The organism is Burkholderia sp. JPY481, assembly GCF_038900515.1.
GTDB classification, from domain to species: domain Bacteria; phylum Pseudomonadota; class Gammaproteobacteria; order Burkholderiales; family Burkholderiaceae; genus Paraburkholderia; species Paraburkholderia youngii.
The window spans coordinates 36,073-53,326 of the sequence record NZ_JAYMRT010000009.1; the positions used below are offsets into that span (position 1 = coordinate 36,073).

Below are 17,254 nucleotides of genomic sequence, written 5' to 3' on the forward strand. Positions count from 1 at the left end.
CCTGTATCAGCCGTGCGCGCCGATCAGGTTCACCACCTTGACGTTGCGCGTATCGGGCACTTCCGCATACGACAGCACCTTCAGCTGCGGCAGGCTGCGGCGCAGGAAGCGCGCGAGCATCGGCCGCAGTGCGTGCTGCACGAGCAGCACCGGCGCGAGGCCGAGGTTTTGCTGACGCATCATCGCCTTCTGCGTTTCACTGAGCAGCGTGTTCGCGAGACCCGGTTCGAGACCCGGGTTCGGTCCGGTCGAGAGCGCCTGCGACAGCACCCGTTCGAGGTTCGCGTCGAGGCCCATCACCTGCATGTCGGCGGTGCCGGGGAACCACTGCTGCGTGATCGCGCGACCCAGCGCGAGCCGCACCGCGGCGGTCAGCTCGTGCGGGTCGGTGATCTTGGTCGCGTGCTCGGCGAGCGCTTCGAGGATCGTGCGCATGTCGCGGATCGGCACGCCTTCTTCGAGCAGGTTCTGCAGCACCTTTTGCAGCGTGGTGAGCGGCAGCATCTTCGGCACCAGATCGTCGACCAGCGACGCCGTGTCCTTCTGCATCCGCTCGACCAACGACTGCACCTCGCGGCGGCCAAGCAGCTCCGACGCATGCGTGACGACGAGGTGATTCAGGTGGGTCGCGACCACCGTGCTCGAATCGACGACCGTGTAGCCGTACACCTGCGCCTGCTCGCGCAGGTTCGTATCGATCCAGATCGCGGGCAGGCCGAACGCCGGGTCCTGGGTCGGCGTGCCCGGCAGCGCGGCCGACACCTGACCCGGGTTGATCGCGAGCCACTGGCCCGGGTACGCCTCACCCGAACCGACCTCGACGCCCTTCAACGCGATCCGATAACCGTTCGGCCGCAATTCGAGGTTGTCGCGGATATGAATGACCGGCGGCAAGAAGCCGATTTCCTGCGCGAACTTCTTGCGGATGCTCTTGATCCGCTTGAGCAGCTCGCCGTCCGAATTCTTGTCGACGAGCGGAATCAGCCGGTAGCCGACTTCGAGGCCGAGCGTGTCGATCATCGTCACGTCGTCCCAGCTCGCCTCGGCGTTTTCGACCGGCGCGAGCGCGGCCGGCGCGACGTCGACGAGCGCCGGCGCGTTCTTGCGCTCCTCGTTGCGCTTCTTCATCGTGCGGCCGAGCTGGATCAGGCCGCCGCCCAGAATCAGGAAAGCGAAGTGCGGCATGCCCGGGATCAGGCCCATCAGCACGAGAATGCAGCCCGTGATCATCAGCACGCGCGGGTTCGTGAACAGCTGCCCCGTCAGCTGCGTGCCGATATCTTCGTTGGTCGCGACGCGCGACACGATCACGCCGGCCGCCGTCGAAATCACCAGCGACGGAATCTGCGCGACGAGGCCGTCGCCGATCGTCAGCAGCGTGTAGTTCTTGCCCGCCGCGGCAAAACTCATGTCGTGCTGGACCATCCCGACGATCAGCCCGCCGATGATGTTGATCACCATGATCAGCAGACCGGCGATCGCATCGCCGCGCACGAACTTGCTCGCACCGTCCATCGAGCCGTAGAACTCGGCTTCCTGCGAGATTTCCGTGCGACGCTTACGCGCCTGCTCTTCGTTGATGAGGCCGGCGTTCAGATCGGCGTCGATCGCCATCTGCTTGCCGGGCATCGCGTCGAGCGTGAAGCGCGCGGACACTTCGGCGATCCGGCCCGCGCCCTTGGTGATCACCATGAAGTTGATCACCATCAGGATCACGAACACGACGATACCGACCGCGAAGTTGCCGCCGACGAGGAAGTGGCCGAACGACTCGATCACCTGGCCGGCCGCATCGGGGCCGGTATGGCCTTCGAGCAGCACGACCCGCGTCGAGGCGACGTTCAGCGACAGCCGCAGCAGCGTCGAGAACAACAGCACGCTCGGGAACGCGGCGAAGTCGAGCGGCTTCATCGTGTACATGCTGACGAGCAGCACCATCACCGACAGCGCGATGTTGAACGTGAACAGCAGATCCAGCAGGAACGGCGGCAACGGCAGAATCATCATGCCGAGGATCATGCAGATCAGCACCGGCCCGGCGAGGGCGCGCAGGTTGGTGCTGCTCAGCGCATCCGGCCGTCGGGCGAGGAAACCGGCGCGAGCGTTCATGCGGAGGCTCCGTTGTTGTCGCCGCTAGTGGCGTCGTTGGCGTGGTCGGCGGTCGGGTTCAGCGTGTCGGCGGCTTCTTCGGCGGCGTCCTGGTCCGACACGCCGCCCTTGTCGAGTTCCGGCGGCACGTCCAGTTCGGTCGGCGCGAGCGGCACGTCGCCGCCTTCGGCCTTGAAGCGGCGCAACTGATAGACCCACGCGAGCACTTCGGCGACCGCGCCATAGAGCGGCCCCGGAATCTCGCGATTCAGATCGACGTTGTGATAAAGCGCCCGCGCGAGCGGTGGCGCTTCGAGCAGCGGCACGTTGTTTTCGGTGGCGATTTCGCGAATCCGCGCGGCCACGAGGTTCACGCCCTTGGCGACCACCTTCGGCGCGCGCATCTCGCCGTCCGTGTATTGCAGCGCGACCGCGAAGTGCGTCGGGTTCGTGACGACCACGTCGGCCTTCGGCACTTGCGCCATCATGCGGCGCCGCGCGATCGCGCGCTGCTGCTGGCGAATCTTGCCCTTGATGTGCGGATCGCCTTCGCTCTCGCGATGCTCGCGCTTCACTTCTTCCTTCGTCATGCGCAGCTTCTTGTGGAACGACCACAGCTGATACGGGACGTCGAGCGCGGCCACCGCGAACATGCCGGCCACCGTCATGCCGCAGCACACCGCGATCAGATGCATGGAGTTGGCGAGTGCGACTTCGAGCGGCTGCGTCGCGAGCGCGAGGAATTGCTCGTGGCGATTCCAGATCGCCGTGCCGCCGATCAGACCCACCACCAGCGTCTTCGCGAGCGACATGCCGAGCTGGATCGGTCCGTTGATCGAAAACATCCGGCCGAAGCCCTCGATCGGGTTCAGCCGGTTGAACTTGGGCTCGAGCCCTTTCGCCGACAGCTGCCAGCCGCCCAGCGCCATCGGTGCGAGCAGCGCGGCCAGTCCGGTGACGCCGAGCACTGGCAAGAGCGCATACAGTCCTTCGCGACCGGCCGTGCCCGCGCCGATCAGCATGCGGTTCGTGTCGAACACGCTCGCGTGGTTGAACATCAGCGACGCACGCACCATGTTCTGCAGATGGTCGCCGATGTTGCCCGACATGCCCCATACACCGTAGAACCCGGCCGCGAGCAGCGCGAAGGTCGACAGTTCCCGCGAACGTACGATCTGCCCCTCCTCGCGCGCCTTCTGCAGGCGCCGAGGGGTGGCGGATTCGGTTTTTTCGAGGTCGCTGTCCTCTGCCACATAGCTCTCCAGTCGGCCGAGGCACGGCGCCTCTTTCCAGTGAGAGCGATTATTCCTGCTCGACGCAAGCGCCGATCGGCGGATAAAGAAGGAGAAACGGGGGTATTTCGACGGATGACCGGACGGCTCGCGCGTGTCTCACGCGCGCCGTCCGGCATCGGATAGACGTGCGGCTTTAGTAGCCGACGAATGGGGAAGGACCGCCGCTCGCGGTCTGATCGAGGTGGTAGTACACATGGCGGCCGTAGAAGAACGGCAGACCAAGGTCGAAGCTGGCGTTGCCGCCGATCTGACCGGCGAGGTTGTTGAACGCGAAGTTGCTGCCGTTCGCGAACAGCGTCTGCGCATTCAGAATGCCGATGCTCGCGACCGCCGACACCTTGTTCAATCCCACCAGCGTGACCGTGCGGGTTTGCGCCGACGACGGGCAATAGAAGCCCGCGAACTGGCTGCCGCACAGCGCGATCGAGCTATCGGTGAAGAAATAGCCGTTCGAGCCGGAATCGAGGAACGCCTGGACCGTCGCGCCGTTGAAGGTGCTGTTGTTGAGGTCGCCGAACGGGTCGGTCGTGAAGACCTGCGCAGCGGCGAGCGGGTTGTTCCCCTGCGTGCCGATGCCGAACACCAGCGTGCCGGTCGCCGACGCCTGCCCGAAGTCCGACACGGGTGCCATCTGTACGATCACACCGTTGTTGTCGAGCGGGAAGTTCGCGACCGGGTTGGCCACCTGTTGGTTGAGCGGCACCGCGGTGCGGCTGCACGACGTGCCGTTCGGGCAGGCGAAGTAGTTGCTGTAGGTCACCGCGGTCACCGGGTTCGCACAGGTCGCGCCGCAATCGGTCGGCGCGGTGCCGACGCCGAGAATGCCGTTGGCGCCCAGATCGCTGACCGTGTTTTGGGGCGAACCGCTGCCGCAGCCGCGCGTGGGTACCGTGCTGGTGGGCTTGTCGCCGATGATCTGCAGCGGAATAGCGCCGGTCGTCGTTTCACCGCCGATCGTCACGAGCGCGGTGCGCACCGAGCCCCACGTGAAGCCGTCCGCGAACGTCGCGCACTCGGCGAGCTGCGCGCCGTTGCCGCCGATCGTGCTGACCGGCAGCGCGCCGAGCAGCGTCGAATTGAGTACCGAGCTGACCACGCGCAAGCCGAACGAGCCGGTATCGAGCTGAATGTTGTTGATGGTCTGGCAGTTGGCGGTCGAGCCCGGCGCGCAGATCGTCACGCTGACGGTCGGGATGTTGATGACACCGGCCGCGCCCCGGCCGACCGTGATCGGCACCGTGTTCGACGCGTTCGCGGAAATCGGCTGCTGGGTCGGGCTGGGCGGCAGCGAACCGCCGTTCAGTCCGTTCGACGTGCCGCCGCCATTGTTCGAGTTGTCATCGCTACCGCCACCTCCTCCGCAGGCAACGAGCGTCGCCGTCAGCAGCACGGCAAGGGCGGCCTGCATCCAGCCTTTCAGATTCGCGGTCGTGAGCATGATTCGCATCGTCGTCCTCGCCGTTACTGGATGTCGGAGCCGCTGACGCCGGCCGGTAGCGCTGACGGCAGCCACGCGACGCCGCTGAACGCGCCCATATGGCCGCCCGAATGGACCACGATGTCGCTGTCGTTCACGGCGACCGGCCCCCGCGCGTTGCCGCGCGCGGCCCGAGCGGCCTTCACGCCGGCCACATACTGCGGGAAATAACTGCCGAGCAGATCATTGAGATCGGGCATTTGCGGACCACGCCACGCAATGCCGAATACCGCGCCACTCGTGCTCAGATATTCGCGCACCACGGTGCCGTTGCCAAACGTGGTCTCGCGTACCGTGTAGGAAGCAGGTGTGGAAGAGGTGGACGATGCCCCGCTCGCTTGGGAACGCATCACACTTTGCGATGATCCGCTGGAGGGCTGCACCACGCGGGACGACACCGACGCGTCGGACGGTGGGGTAAGCGGCGCGCTGCCCAGCGCCGCATGGGCTGACTGCGCGGCCGTCAGGGCCAGTAACGAACATGGCAACACGAGCGCCGTAACTCCGGCGCGACGAATACGACTCCACATGAGAAGCTCCTCCCGGGCCGCGGTGCGCTTCGCCGGTTACGCGAAGCGGCCGCTTATAGGCAGATGATACGGCGCCACCGTGGCCGCAATGCCGAGGGATCCCCTCACCACGCGACTGCCCGGCGTTGCGCGGGCCGGGTGCCGTACCGCTTTGACCTCGTAGTATGCCTGCGGATTCTTTCAGCCGGCGCAAGGTGCGCCCGCACGTGCGATTTACCGGCTATTACTAGCAGGAAATCGTAAAGAAGATGTGGAGTCGGTGCCGATTGACCGCGTGTTTGGCATAAATCGCGGAGAAAGCACCAGCCCGGCGCGCTTGCCGGGCCGAATCGTTTGCTCAGAAACCGAGGCTCGCAAGCAGATCGTCGACCTGCGACTGATCCTGGACCACATCGGTCTTGCCTTCCGGATTGATCTGCGGACCGTTGAGCAGATGCTCGGGGCTGCCCGTCGACGACACCTCGGCCTTCAGAGCCGCCGCGTGCGCCGCGAACTGCTCGCGCCGTTCGAGCGCGATGTTTTCGACCAGCACGCCGAGCAGCTGCTGCTCGATCAGATAGACGACCTCGGTGATCTTCTTGATCACCTGGCCGGTCAGATCCTGGAAGTCCTGCGCGAGCATGATCTCCATCAGCTGCGAGTTGGTCGCGCTGGTCGAGTCGGGCACGCCGCGCAGGAAGGTGCGCGTGTCGTTCATCAGCGCGCGCACTTCCTCGCGTTCGATCGGCGCCGCGTACCACTGCTCCCAGCGCGCGTCGAGCGTGCACGCGTCTTTCTGCAACTGCTCCTGGATCGGCTTCGCGATGTCGATCGCCGACAGCACGCGCTCGGCGGCCTGCTCGGTCATGTTGGCGATGTACTTCAGCCGGTCGCGCGCATCGGGCACGGCTTCGGCCGCGCGCTCGACGTGCTTGTCGAGCCCGAGCTCGCGCATCGAATCGCGCAACGTGCGCGTCAGTTGACCGATACGGGCAAGGATGCGGTCCGACGCGAAGTCGCCGCTATCGCTGCCCGCTTCGGCGCCAGGCGTTTGGGTCGGCGGCGTCACGTCAGCTCCCGGCTTTCGCCATCTTCTCGAGGATCTTGTTGAGCTTCTCGTCGAGCGTCGCGGCCGTGAACGGCTTGACGACGTAACCGCTCGCGCCGGCCTGCGCCGCCGCGATGATGTTTTCCTTCTTCGACTCGGCCGTCACCATCAGCACCGGCAGATGCGCGAGGCTCGCGTCGGCGCGAATTTCCTTCAGCATCGCGAGGCCGTCGAGGTTCGGCATGTTCCAGTCCGAGATCACGAACTCGTAGTTGCCGCTGCGCAGACGCGCGAGACCGGCCGCGCCGTCTTCCGCCTCGTCGACGTTCGAGTAGCCCAGTTCCTTCAGCAGGTTGCGGACGATCCGGCGCATCGTCGGAAAATCGTCAACCACCAGAATCTTCATTCCCTTATCCATTTCTTTCCCTTTGCTTGATCCATGTTGCGGCGTTGAACCGCGTCATTCCATCCGGCACGCATCATACCCGCTGAACGCGGTCACCCATCGACGACAAACGCGCCATCACGCGCCGGCTCATGTCCGGCAGCGAGGCGATTTCGTCGGCCGCACCGAGCGCGATCGCCTCGCGCGGCATGCCGAACACGATGCAGCTCGCCTCGTCCTGCGCCAGCGTGTAGGCACCCGCCTTTCTCATCTCCAGCAGACCGGCCGCGCCGTCGCGCCCCATGCCGGTCAGAATCACGCCGACCGCGTTCTTGCCCGCGTGCTGCGCGGCCGAGCGGAACAGCACATCGACCGACGGACGATGCCGGTTCACCGGCGGGTCGTCGGACAGATGCGCAATATAGTTCGCACCGCTCCTCGCGAGCAACAGATGCGCGTGGCCCGGCGCGATGTATGCGTGCCCCGGCAGCACCCGCTCGCCGTGCTCTGCTTCTTTAACGGTAATCCGGCACAAACCATTGAGGCGTTGCGCAAAAGATTTCGTAAAGCCCGGCGGCATGTGCTGCGCGATAAGCACCGCGGGCGCATCGGGCGGCAGCGGCACCAGCACTTCGCGAATCGCCTCGGTGCCGCCCGTTGACGCACCGACGATGACCAGCTTCTCGGTACTCAGCAGCGGGTTGTTGAAAAGCGGCGCGGAGCCGACCGGCGCGTGCGCCGCCTGGGTGGCCTGCTGCGCGGGCGCCGCCTGGCGCACGCGCGCGCGGGCCGCCGCGCGAACCTTGTCGGCGAGCTTTTCCGCGTAGTCCAGCATGCCGTCGCGAATGCCGACCTTCGGCTTGGTCACGAAATCGACCGCGCCGAGTTCGAGCGCGCGCAGCGTGATTTCGTTGCCGCGCTCGGTCAGCGACGACACCATCACGACCGGCATCGGCCGCAGACGCATCAGCTTCTCGAGAAAATCGAGGCCGTCCATGCGCGGCATTTCGACGTCGAGCGTCAGCACGTCCGGGTTGTGCTGCTTGATGAGCTCGCGCGCGACGAGCGGATCGGGCGCCGTCGCCACCACCGTCATGTCCGGCTGGCCATTGATGATCTCGGTCATCAGGCTGCGGATCAGCGCCGAATCGTCGACGCACAATACCTTGATCTTTTGCACAGCGCTCACGCCTCCTCTGTGGTTCTGGCGTTGTTGGAATAAGTCGGGCGCGGGCTCGCGCCGAACAGTTCGATTTTCGGCCGCGCGGCGGCCGGCTTCGCGAACAGCTCGACCCGGCTGCGCGCCGCGGCGAGCCGCTCGGCGCGCGCTTCGGCGCTCTGCCGCACGAGCGCCTGTTCGCGCTCGGCGACGCCCGCTTCCTGTTGCAAGCGCAATTTCTTCACCATCACCTGACCGGTGCGCGGCATGAACGCGACCTTGCGCGGATGCGAGCCCTGCAGGTCCTCGGCGACGATGCGGATCTTTTCGGTGGCCAGATAGCGGCGCACGAACTCCGAGTTGCGGTCGCCGATGTTCATCGTCGTCATACCCGCGAGCACCGCGCCGCCGCCGAACACCTTGGCCTCGAAGCGCTCGCGCCGGCCGCCCGCCTTGATCAGTTCGTTGATCAGCACTTCCATCGCGTACGCGCCGTAGCGCATCGAGTCCGACGCGGCCTGCGCGACGTCCGCGCCGTCGTCCGGCAGCATGAAGTGATTCATGCCGCCGATGCCCGCGGTGCGGTCCTGGATGCAGGCCGCGACGCACGAGCCGAGTACGGTCACGAGCACCATGTCTTCGCTCGTCGTGTAGAACTCGTTGGGCAACAGCTTCACGCCGGGGCGCTGGAAGTGGTTGTCGTAGTACAGGTTGGTAGCGATCGGCAGCGTGCTGCTCATGCGGCCACCCCGCTCGCCTGATGTGCGTCATGCGCGTTCGCGCGCGACGGCGCGCGCGCGCCGCTGGTGTCGCGCGTCAGTTCATAGACGGTCTGGCCGCGCAGTCGAAACGCCTGCGTCACGTACGTGAAGTTCTCCGAATGACCGGCGAACAGCAGGCCGCCCGGCTTCACCAGCGGCTCGAAGCGCGCCAGCACCTGCGCCTGCGTCGGCTTGTCGAAATAGATCATCACGTTGCGGCAGAAGATCGCGTCGAACTGCGTGCGCAACTGGTAATCGCGATCGGTCAGGTTCAGTTGCTCGAAGCGCACGAGCGCGCGCACTTCGGGACGCACCTTGACCATCCCCGCATGCGCACCCGTGCCCTTCAGGAAGAAGCGCTTCAGGCGCTCGGGGGACAGGTGCTTGACCTGATCGAACTGGTAGACGCCGGCCTCGGCCTTCGCGAGCACCTGGGTGTCGATGTCGGTCGCGAGCACCGACGCCTGGCGCGCGCCGGTCTCGCCGAGCGCCTCGATCAGCGTCATCGCGATCGAGTACGGCTCCTCGCCGGTCGATGCCGCCGAGCACCACACGGACACCGGTTGCGACCGGCGCGGCACGAACTCGGCGAGGATCGGAAAGTGATGGGCTTCGCGGAAGAACGCGGTCAGGTTGGTGGTCAGCGCATTGGTGAACGCTTCCCACTCGGCCGGATCGTTTTCCGCTTCGAGCAGATCGAGATACTGGCGGAACGTATCGATGCCGCGCGCCCGCAAGCGTCGCGCGAGGCGGCTATACGCCATGTCGCGCTTGTGGTCCGACAGCGAGATGCCCGCCACGCGATGAATCAGATCGCGGATGCGGGCGAAATCCGCCGCCGTGAATTCGAAATCGCGTCCCGTCTCGACGGACCTGGCCGGCTCGATGCCGTCAGGTGCCGCCCGCACGGGGCGTTGTGTTGCGCGCGTTGCCATCATCAAAATTCCTGTCTGCGATATGAGCCATCACGCTCGCCGCCCAGCCGGACTGGCTGGGAGGTAGGAATTGTCTTCGCGGGGTCGCGCCCTCCCGCGAGTACCATCGACATACGGCCGGCTCGCGACACGCGTGCTGCGCGTGCTTCGATGCTTCGCCCATCCGCGGGCGCGATGCCGGTTGACCACATATCACTCTGCCGTTGCCTAAAACGTTTCCCAGTCCGCGTCCGAGCTTGCCTTCGCCGTGCTCGCCGGAGCGGCGCGCGCGGGCGTGTCGGTCGTCGCGCGAGCCGCTGCTGCGGCCGGCCTGGACTTCAGTGCCGGTTCGACTCGTGCGGCTGCCTCGTGCTGGGCCGGGGCCGCAGCGGTTGCCTTCGCTTCGCTGCTCGCGCCGGCCGGGTTCACCGGCGTCGCCGCGCTCGCTGCTTGCGGTGCGGCCTTGGCGAACTGCGCGGAGGCTTGCGAACGCGGCGTCGCCGGTGCGCTTTGACGCGCCGGTGTGCCGCCGGTCACCTTCCAGCCACTCAGCACCGCCTGCAACTGGCGCGTCTGGTCTTCGAGCGACGCCGCCGCGGCGGCCGCCTGTTCGACCAGCGCCGCGTTCTGCTGCGTGACCGAATCCATCTGCACGACCGCGCGATTGACCTGCTCGATGCCGCTCGACTGCTCTTCCGACGCCGCGCTGATCTCGCCCATGATGTCGGTCACGCGACGCACCGCTTGGACGATTTCGTCCATCGTCGTGCCCGCGCGGCCGACCAGTTCGGAGCCGCTCTTCACCTTGTCGGCCGAATCGCCGATCAGCTCCTTGATCTCTTTCGCGGCGCTCGCGCTGCGCTGCGCGAGGCTGCGCACTTCGCCCGCGACCACCGCGAAGCCGCGGCCCTGTTCGCCAGCGCGCGCGGCTTCGACCGCCGCGTTCAGCGCGAGGATGTTGGTCTGGAACGCGATGCCCTCGATCACGCCGATGATGTCGACGACCTTGTTCGAACTGGTCGCGATTTCCTGCATCGTCGTGACGACCTGGCTCACCACCTCGCCGCCGCGCGTCGCGATGTCCGACGCGTTGACGGCGAGCTGGCTCGCCTGGCGCGCGTTCTCGGTGTTCTGCCGCACGGTGCCGGTCAGCTGATCCATGCTCGACGCGGTTTCCTGCAGCGACGCCGCCTGCTGCTCGGTGCGCTGCGACAGATCGGTGTTGCCCATCGCGATTTCGCGCGCGCCGGTGTCGATCGATTCGGTACCGCTGCGCACTGCGCGCAGCATCGTCGCGAGGCTTTCCTGCATCCGCTTGATGCCCGCGAACAGGCGGCCGATTTCGTTGTTGCTGAATGCCTCGACCGGGGTGGACAGGTCGCCCGCGGCGATCCGCTCGAAGCACGCGGTCGCGTCTTTCAGCGGCTGCACGATGAGCCCGCGCAGCGCGAAGCTGATGCCGACCACCACCAGCAGCGCGAACACCGTAATCACGCTGATCAGCGTGATCATCAGCGATGTGTTCGACTGCGCGCTCGCCTCCTGATCGGCCACGCTCCGCTGCAGCGCCTGGATCACCGCGGCGGCCGCCGCGTCGTAGGCGATGAACATCGGGCTGATCTTGGTGTCCGCGACCGCGTGATACGCGTCGAGATTGTTCGCATTCAACGCGGCGAATTCGACGTCGACGCCGTCGTGCATCACCGTCGTATGTTTGGCGAGCACATCGTCGAGCAAGGGCTGCTCGACGCCGTGCTTCGGCGCGTCGAGATACGCCTGCCAGCTCTGATTGCTCTTGCCGAGCAGCTCCTGCGCGCGATCGAGTGCCTTCTTCGCCTCGTCCGCCTTGCCGGCGGCCGTCAGCGTGTTGAAGCGTTCGATCGCGATGCGCGCGCGCAGCAGAGACGCCGACGCGTCGTCGAGCGCATGAATCGCGACCAGTTCGCCGCGCGCGATGCGTTCGAGCGAGCCGCTCGCGCGATTCAGCGCGGTCAGCCCGAGCGCGCCGACCGCCACGGTCAGCGTCACCAGAAGAATCCCCACCATCGTCAGCGACGTGCGGATCGACCACCTGCTCAGCATGTTGATGCTCCTTGTGCCGGGTTCCGTTGCTGCATGCCGTCAGACGCCGAGCGTCTCGGTCAGCGCCATCTCGGAGCTGGTCATCAGCTTCTCGATGTCCATCAGGATCAGCATGCGGCCGTCGACCGTACCGAGGCCGGTCAGGTATTCGGTCGTCAGCGTCGCGCCGAATTCCGGCGCCGGCATGATCTGGTCGATCGCCAGCGTCAGCACGTCCGACACGCCGTCCACGACCATCCCGACCACGCGATGCGCGACGTTCAGGATGATCACGACGGTCTGATGGTCGTACTCGACGCGGCCCAGATGGAACTTGATCCGCATATCGACGATCGGCACGATGATGCCGCGCAGGTTGATCACGCCCTTGATGAACTCGGGCGCGTTGGCAATGCGCGTCACGTTGTCGTAGCCGCGGATTTCCTGCACCTTCAGGATGTCGATGCCGTACTCTTCCGCGCCGAGCGTGAAGACGAGGAATTCCTGACCGCCGGCGTCCGCCTGCGCGTCGCGGCGGCCATTCGTACCGCTCGCGTTTGCGACGCTCGAATTGATGGATTGGACTTCTGCCACGTTAGCCCCCAAACGGTTGGGATGAATTGAGTTGAAGATGTGTTGCGATGTCTGTCATTGCGGCGTTTGCTGCATGCGTCACGCGAGGCTCATCGCCTGCGCATGCCCATGCGCATGACGCGTTTCGCGGTTCAGCGCCGCGACGTCCACGATCAGCGCGACGCTGCCGTCGCCCAGAATGGTCGCCGCGGAAATGCCGTGTACCTTGCGGTAATTCGTTTCCAGATTCTTCACGACCACCTGCTGCTGGCCGACCAGTTCGTCGATCAGCATCGCGAAGCGCCGTCCCTCGGTCTGCATGATCGTGACGATGCCCTGGGTCGGCTCCTGCTTCGCTTCCGACACGTTGAACACCTCGTGCAACGCGACGAGCGGCAGGTATTCGCCGCGCACGCGCACCACGCGCTCGCCGTTGGCGACCGTGTAGATGTCTTCGGCTTGCGGCTGCAGCGACTCCATCACGAAGTTCAGCGGCAGGATGAAGATCTCGTTGCCGACCTTCACCGACATGCCGTCGAGAATCGCCAGCGTGAGCGGCAGCACGATCCGCGTGGTGCTGCCCTTGCCCGCGTGCGACGTGATCTCGACGTGACCGCCCATCGACTGGATGTTGCGCTTCACCACGTCCATGCCGACGCCGCGGCCGGACACGTCGGTGACCTGCTCGGCGGTCGAGAAGCCCGGCAGGAAGATCAGGTTCCAGACTTCCTCGTCGGTCATCGTTTCGCTGACCTGCATGCCCTGCTTGGCCGCCTTCGCGAGAATCTTGTCGCGGCGCAGGCCCGCGCCGTCGTCGCTGACCTCGATGACGATGTTGCCGCCATGGTGGGCCGCCGACAGCACCAGCTGACCGGTCGAATCCTTGCCCGCCGCGCGCCGCGCCTCGACGGTTTCGATGCCGTGGTCGAGACTGTTGCGCACGAGGTGCGTCAACGGATCGATGATCCGTTCGATGAGGCTCTTGTCGAGTTCGGTCGCCTGACCGAAGGTGACGAGTTCGACCTCCTTGCCGAGTTTCGCCGCGAGATCGCGCACCAGACGCGGGAAGCGGCTGAATACGTAATCCATCGGCATCATGCGGATCGACATCACCGCTTCCTGCAGATCGCGGGCGTTGCGCTCGAGCTGCGCCATGCCGTTGAAGAGCCGGTCGTGCAGCGCCGGATCGAACGTGCTGGTGGTCTCCGCGAGCATCGCCTGCGTGATCACCAGTTCGCCGACCAGGTTGATCAGCTGATCGACCTTCTCGACGCCGACGCGAATCGAGCTGCCTTCGCCGCTCGCCGCCGCGGCGGCCGGGCGGGCCGCCTTGCGGTCGTGTTCGGCGGACCCGGCCGAAGCGGGTTTGGCTGCCGCCGGAGCCGCCGCGGGCGGCGCTGGCGGCGGCTCGATGCTGTCGGCGTGACTGGCCGCGCTTGCGGGCGCCGCGGCGTGAGCCGCCGGAGCCGACGATGCCGGCTGCTCCGCATGAACGACCGGCTGCGCCTGCGCTTGCGCCGCGGGAGCGGCGGGGGCGACAGGCGCGCTTTGCGCCGGTGCCGGAGCGGCGGCAGCGGCGGGCGTTCCAGGTTCGCCCTGCTGCGCGTCGTCCGCCGGCGCGGTGCCGCGGCCGATCGTGATCTGACTTTCGTCGATCACGAAGCAGCACACGGCGATGATGTCGTCGGAGGGTACGTCGCTCGAGAGCCACAGCATCAGATCGCCGCCGCTCTTGACCTGCCCGACGATATTGCCCAGGTTGCCCAGCTCTTCGGCGAGCAGTTCCTGGTCTTTCTCTCCCACGCCCCGTAGCGTGATTTTCAGATGTGGGCCGGCGCTGTCGTCCGTGCCCGCGGCTTGCCCGGTCTGTGCCGGTTCGCCGTCCATCCATTCGCCCGCCATTTGCACCGCCTGTTCGACGACGTGCTCGGGCGGGGTGCCGCCTTGCTGCTGTACCGCGGTTGTTGCTGTTGTTGTTTGGGTTGCCGCCTGCGCCGCGACCGGCGCGGGCTCGACGGCTGCCGCTGCCGGCGCGCCGCCCATGCGGCTTTCCGCGTGCAGCTGCTCGAGCTTCGCGCAGATCGCGCGCGCCACCTCGGCGTCGGGCTCGGCGCTCGCGCGGTAGTCGGCGAGCTGGCCGGAAAGCACGTCCTTGGTTTCGAGGAACGTGTCGATCATGTCCTTGCGCAGCACCAGCTCGTTATTGCGCGCGCGATCGAGCAGCGACTCGAGAATGTGCGTGGTCTCGGTGAGCGCGGTGAAGCCGAAGGTCGCCGCGCCGCCCTTGATCGAATGCGCGGCGCGAAAGATCGCCGCGAGGTCTTCGGGGTCCGGGCGGGCCACGTCGAGATTGAGCAGCAATTGCTCCATCTGCGCGAGCAGTTCGTCCGCTTCGTCGAAGAACGTCTGATAGAACTGTGTGATGTCGAGTGTCATGCCTGGTTCACCGCGAGAGTGCCTGTCTGGCGTGAGTTGCCGGAGAGGCGCGTCGAGAGCTATCTGTACTGTGTCTAAAGGTATTGAATGCGCGGATCAATCCGGGTCCGGTTCGGCCAGCGCCGCCACCAGCTCGGTCAACATGTCCGGGTCGAGCGGCTTTTCGATCCAGCCGGTCGCACCCGCTGCGCGCGCCGCCTCTTTGAAGGGCTCGCCCGATTCCGTCGTGAGGACGAGGATGGGCGTCGCCTGGTAGGCTGGATTTCCGCGCAGCGCGGTGATCAGATCGAGACCGGTCTTGCCGGGCATATGCTGGTCGGTCAACACTAGATCGAACGCCATCGCGAGCGCGTTTTCGAGCCCTTCGTTGCCGTCCGCCGCGAGCGTGACCTCATAGCCGGCGCCTGTCAGCGTCGCGGCGAGGATCTGCCGCATCGATGCCGAATCGTCGACTGCCAGGATGTGCCTGATCATGAAAACCTCGCTGCGCTAAACACTGGGCCGCCCTGGCGGGGCGCGCCGCTCGGGCGCGGGCCCCGGCCCGGCGGCCGCGGTCTGTTACTTTGCCGGCGGCGCCGCCGCCGGCAACTTCGGTGCAGCCGTCACCGGCTGCGCAAGTTTTTGCAGCAGCGGCTTCGAGCCGGCTGCGTCGTCCGACAGCGTGGTCGTCGTCGAATCGTCGTGATCGAGCGCCGCCTCGGACTTCTTGTTCAACACGATGATGCTGATGCGACGGTTCTCCGGATCAAGGGGGTCCGCCTTGTTCAGGTTCTGCGTCGACGCGAGGCCGAGCACGCGCATCACCTTCGCTTCGTCCATGCCACCCGCGACCAGCTCGCGCCGCGACGCGTTCGCGCGGTCGGCCGACAGCTCCCAGTTGCTATAGCCCTTCTCGCCGCCCGCGTACGGCACGGCGTCGGTGTGGCCCTGGACGATGATGCGGTTCGGCACGTCGTTCAGCGTGTGGCCGATCTCGCGCAGAATGTCGCGCATGTACGGTTCGACGACGTCGCGCGCGGTCGCGAACATCGGCCGCTTCTGCGAGTCGACGATCTCGATGCGCAGGCCGGTCAGGGTCGAGTCGATGCGGATCTGCTGCTTGAACTGGCGCAGCACCGGGTTCGCCTCGATCGCGGCCATCAGCTTGACCTGCAGGTCGTGCAGGCGCACCTGCTCGCGGCGTTCGAGCTCGCCCTGCAGCTGCTTCACCGAGTCTTCGTTGTTGCGCGACGCGGTGCGCTCGGCGCGGTTGCTGCTGCCGTCGGTCGAGCGGGTCACGCCCTGCGCGTCGGTCGAGATGTCACGCCCGCCGCCCTTCAGGATGCTCGAGTCTTCGGCGCTGCGATCGCCGCCCCACAGCGTGATCTTTAGCGGCTGGTTGAAGTACTCGGCGATGCCCTTCAGCTGCACGGTCGAGGCCGAGCTCAGCAGCCACATCAGCAGGAAGAACGCCATCATGGCGGTCATGAAGTCCGCGTAGGCGAGCTTCCATGCGCCACCGTGATGACCGTGCTTCCTCGGTGCCGAGCGCTTGACAACGATTGCGCGGTCTTTGTCCTTGCTGCTCATCGATTCGGTTCCCGTCGCCGCCTTATTTCGCCTTGACGCGGCGCACGTGCTCTTCGAGCTCGGCGAACGACGGGCGCTCGGTCGAGAACAGCACCTTGCGGCCGAACTCGACCGCGATCGCCGGCGCGTAGCCGTTCAGGCTCGCGAGGATCGTCACCTTGATGCACTGGAACATCTTGGTGGACTCGGTCACGCGCTGTTCGGCGACGCTCGCGAGCGGTCCGATCAGCCCGTACGAAAGCAGAATGCCGAGGAAGGTGCCGACCAGCGCCTGCGCGATCATCTCGCCGAGCACCGCGGGCGGCCTGTCGGCCGAGGCCATCGTGTGCACGACGCCCATCACCGCGGCGACGATACCGAACGCCGGCATCGCGTCGCCGACCTTGCTCAGCGCCTGGGCGGGCGCCTCGCCTTCCTGATGGTGCGTTTCGATCTCCTCGTCCATCAGGCTTTCGATCTCGAACGCATTCATGTTGCCGCCGACCATCAGCCGCAGGTAGTCGGTCAGGAACTCGATGATGTGCTTGTCGGCGAGGATCTTCGGGTACTGCGTGAAGATCGGGCTCTTCGACGGATCGTCGATGTCGGCTTCGAGCGTCAGCGTGCCTTCCTTGCGCGCTTTCGCGAGCAGCACGTACAGGAGCCCCATCAGCTCCATGTAGACGTCCTTGTTGTACTTCGCGCCCTTGAACAGGGTCGGAATGACGCGCAGTGTCGCCTTGATCGTCTTCATCCCGTTACCGAGAATGAACGCGCCAAGTCCGGCGCCGGCGATCATCAGCACCTCAACGGGTTGCAGCAGCGCGCCGAGATGGCCCCCTTCCAGCGCGTAACCGCCGAAGACGGACAACAGCGTCACGAGTGTTCCCACGAATATCAGCACTGCCGAGCCCTCACAAAAATGCGACGGTCACCGTCGTTAGTCAGGTTTACGGCACCGAGGCGGAAAACTTTGGGGAAAAAGACGGCGCTCGCGTCC

General features: G+C 66.0%; 15 protein-coding genes. All 15 read right to left on the reverse strand.

The window, feature by feature from the left end; all coding sequences use genetic code 11:
* Nucleotides 1-6: 6 nt before the first annotated feature.
* The 15 genes from flhA to motA all read right to left on the reverse strand — a co-directional run bounded on the left by flhA (nucleotide 7) and on the right by motA (nucleotide 17,158).
* Nucleotides 7-2,109, reverse strand: coding sequence for a flagellar biosynthesis protein FlhA (gene flhA / locus VSR82_RS21515; RefSeq protein WP_410852152.1), 2,103 nt, complete (start codon nucleotides 2,107-2,109; stop codon nucleotides 7-9).
* Nucleotides 2,106-3,341: a flagellar biosynthesis protein FlhB gene (gene flhB / locus VSR82_RS21520; protein ID WP_429461262.1), complete on the reverse strand. Its 1,236-nt coding sequence runs from the start codon at nucleotides 3,339-3,341 to the stop codon at nucleotides 2,106-2,108. Before flhB ends, flhA begins: the two co-directional genes overlap by 4 nt.
* A gap of 175 nt (nucleotides 3,342-3,516) precedes the next feature.
* Nucleotides 3,517-4,830, reverse strand: coding sequence for a DUF3443 domain-containing protein (locus VSR82_RS21525; RefSeq protein WP_429461264.1), 1,314 nt, complete (start codon nucleotides 4,828-4,830; stop codon nucleotides 3,517-3,519).
* A 14-nt stretch (nucleotides 4,831-4,844) separates the two neighbouring features.
* Entirely contained in the window at nucleotides 4,845-5,390 is a 546-nt protein-coding gene (locus tag VSR82_RS21530; protein ID WP_368585659.1) for a DUF2844 domain-containing protein, read from the reverse strand.
* A 337-nt stretch (nucleotides 5,391-5,727) separates the two neighbouring features.
* Complete coding sequence (gene cheZ / locus VSR82_RS21535; RefSeq protein ID WP_176109974.1) at nucleotides 5,728-6,438, reverse strand: protein phosphatase CheZ; 711 nt, start codon at nucleotides 6,436-6,438, stop codon at nucleotides 5,728-5,730.
* A 1-nt stretch (nucleotide 6,439) separates the two neighbouring features.
* The gene (gene cheY, locus VSR82_RS21540; RefSeq protein WP_368585658.1) at nucleotides 6,440-6,835 is read right to left on the reverse strand and encodes a chemotaxis response regulator CheY; all 396 of its coding nucleotides are present in this window, start codon (nucleotides 6,833-6,835) and stop codon (nucleotides 6,440-6,442) included.
* A 61-nt stretch (nucleotides 6,836-6,896) separates the two neighbouring features.
* Entirely contained in the window at nucleotides 6,897-7,982 is a 1,086-nt protein-coding gene (locus tag VSR82_RS21545) for a protein-glutamate methylesterase/protein-glutamine glutaminase (RefSeq protein ID WP_429461955.1), read from the reverse strand.
* Between the two features lie 5 nt (nucleotides 7,983-7,987).
* A complete protein-coding gene (gene cheD, locus VSR82_RS21550; RefSeq protein WP_368585657.1) occupies nucleotides 7,988-8,701 on the reverse strand; it encodes a chemoreceptor glutamine deamidase CheD in 714 nt (237 codons plus the stop codon).
* Complete coding sequence (locus VSR82_RS21555; protein WP_368585656.1) at nucleotides 8,698-9,660, reverse strand: CheR family methyltransferase; 963 nt, start codon at nucleotides 9,658-9,660, stop codon at nucleotides 8,698-8,700. Before VSR82_RS21555 ends, cheD begins: the two co-directional genes overlap by 4 nt.
* Nucleotides 9,661-9,864: 204 nt before the next feature.
* Nucleotides 9,865-11,718, reverse strand: a complete 1,854-nt coding sequence (locus VSR82_RS21560) for a methyl-accepting chemotaxis protein (protein ID WP_429461267.1) — start codon at nucleotides 11,716-11,718, stop codon at nucleotides 9,865-9,867.
* Between the two features lie 39 nt (nucleotides 11,719-11,757).
* Nucleotides 11,758-12,291 carry a chemotaxis protein CheW gene (locus VSR82_RS21565; RefSeq protein WP_368585654.1) on the reverse strand — a complete coding sequence of 178 codons (534 nt, stop codon included), beginning with the start codon at nucleotides 12,289-12,291 and terminating at the stop codon, nucleotides 11,758-11,760.
* 78 nt (nucleotides 12,292-12,369) lie between these two features.
* Nucleotides 12,370-14,706, reverse strand: coding sequence for a chemotaxis protein CheA (gene cheA, locus VSR82_RS21570; RefSeq protein ID WP_368585653.1), 2,337 nt, complete (start codon nucleotides 14,704-14,706; stop codon nucleotides 12,370-12,372).
* A gap of 96 nt (nucleotides 14,707-14,802) precedes the next feature.
* Nucleotides 14,803-15,180, reverse strand: a complete 378-nt coding sequence (locus tag VSR82_RS21575; protein WP_176109968.1) for a response regulator — start codon at nucleotides 15,178-15,180, stop codon at nucleotides 14,803-14,805.
* An 84-nt stretch (nucleotides 15,181-15,264) separates the two neighbouring features.
* Nucleotides 15,265-16,275, reverse strand: coding sequence for a flagellar motor protein MotB (motB, locus tag VSR82_RS21580; protein ID WP_013090903.1), 1,011 nt, complete (start codon nucleotides 16,273-16,275; stop codon nucleotides 15,265-15,267).
* Between the two features lie 22 nt (nucleotides 16,276-16,297).
* The gene (gene motA, locus VSR82_RS21585) at nucleotides 16,298-17,158 is read right to left on the reverse strand and encodes a flagellar motor stator protein MotA (protein WP_368585652.1); all 861 of its coding nucleotides are present in this window, start codon (nucleotides 17,156-17,158) and stop codon (nucleotides 16,298-16,300) included.
* Nucleotides 17,159-17,254: the final 96 nt, after the last annotated feature.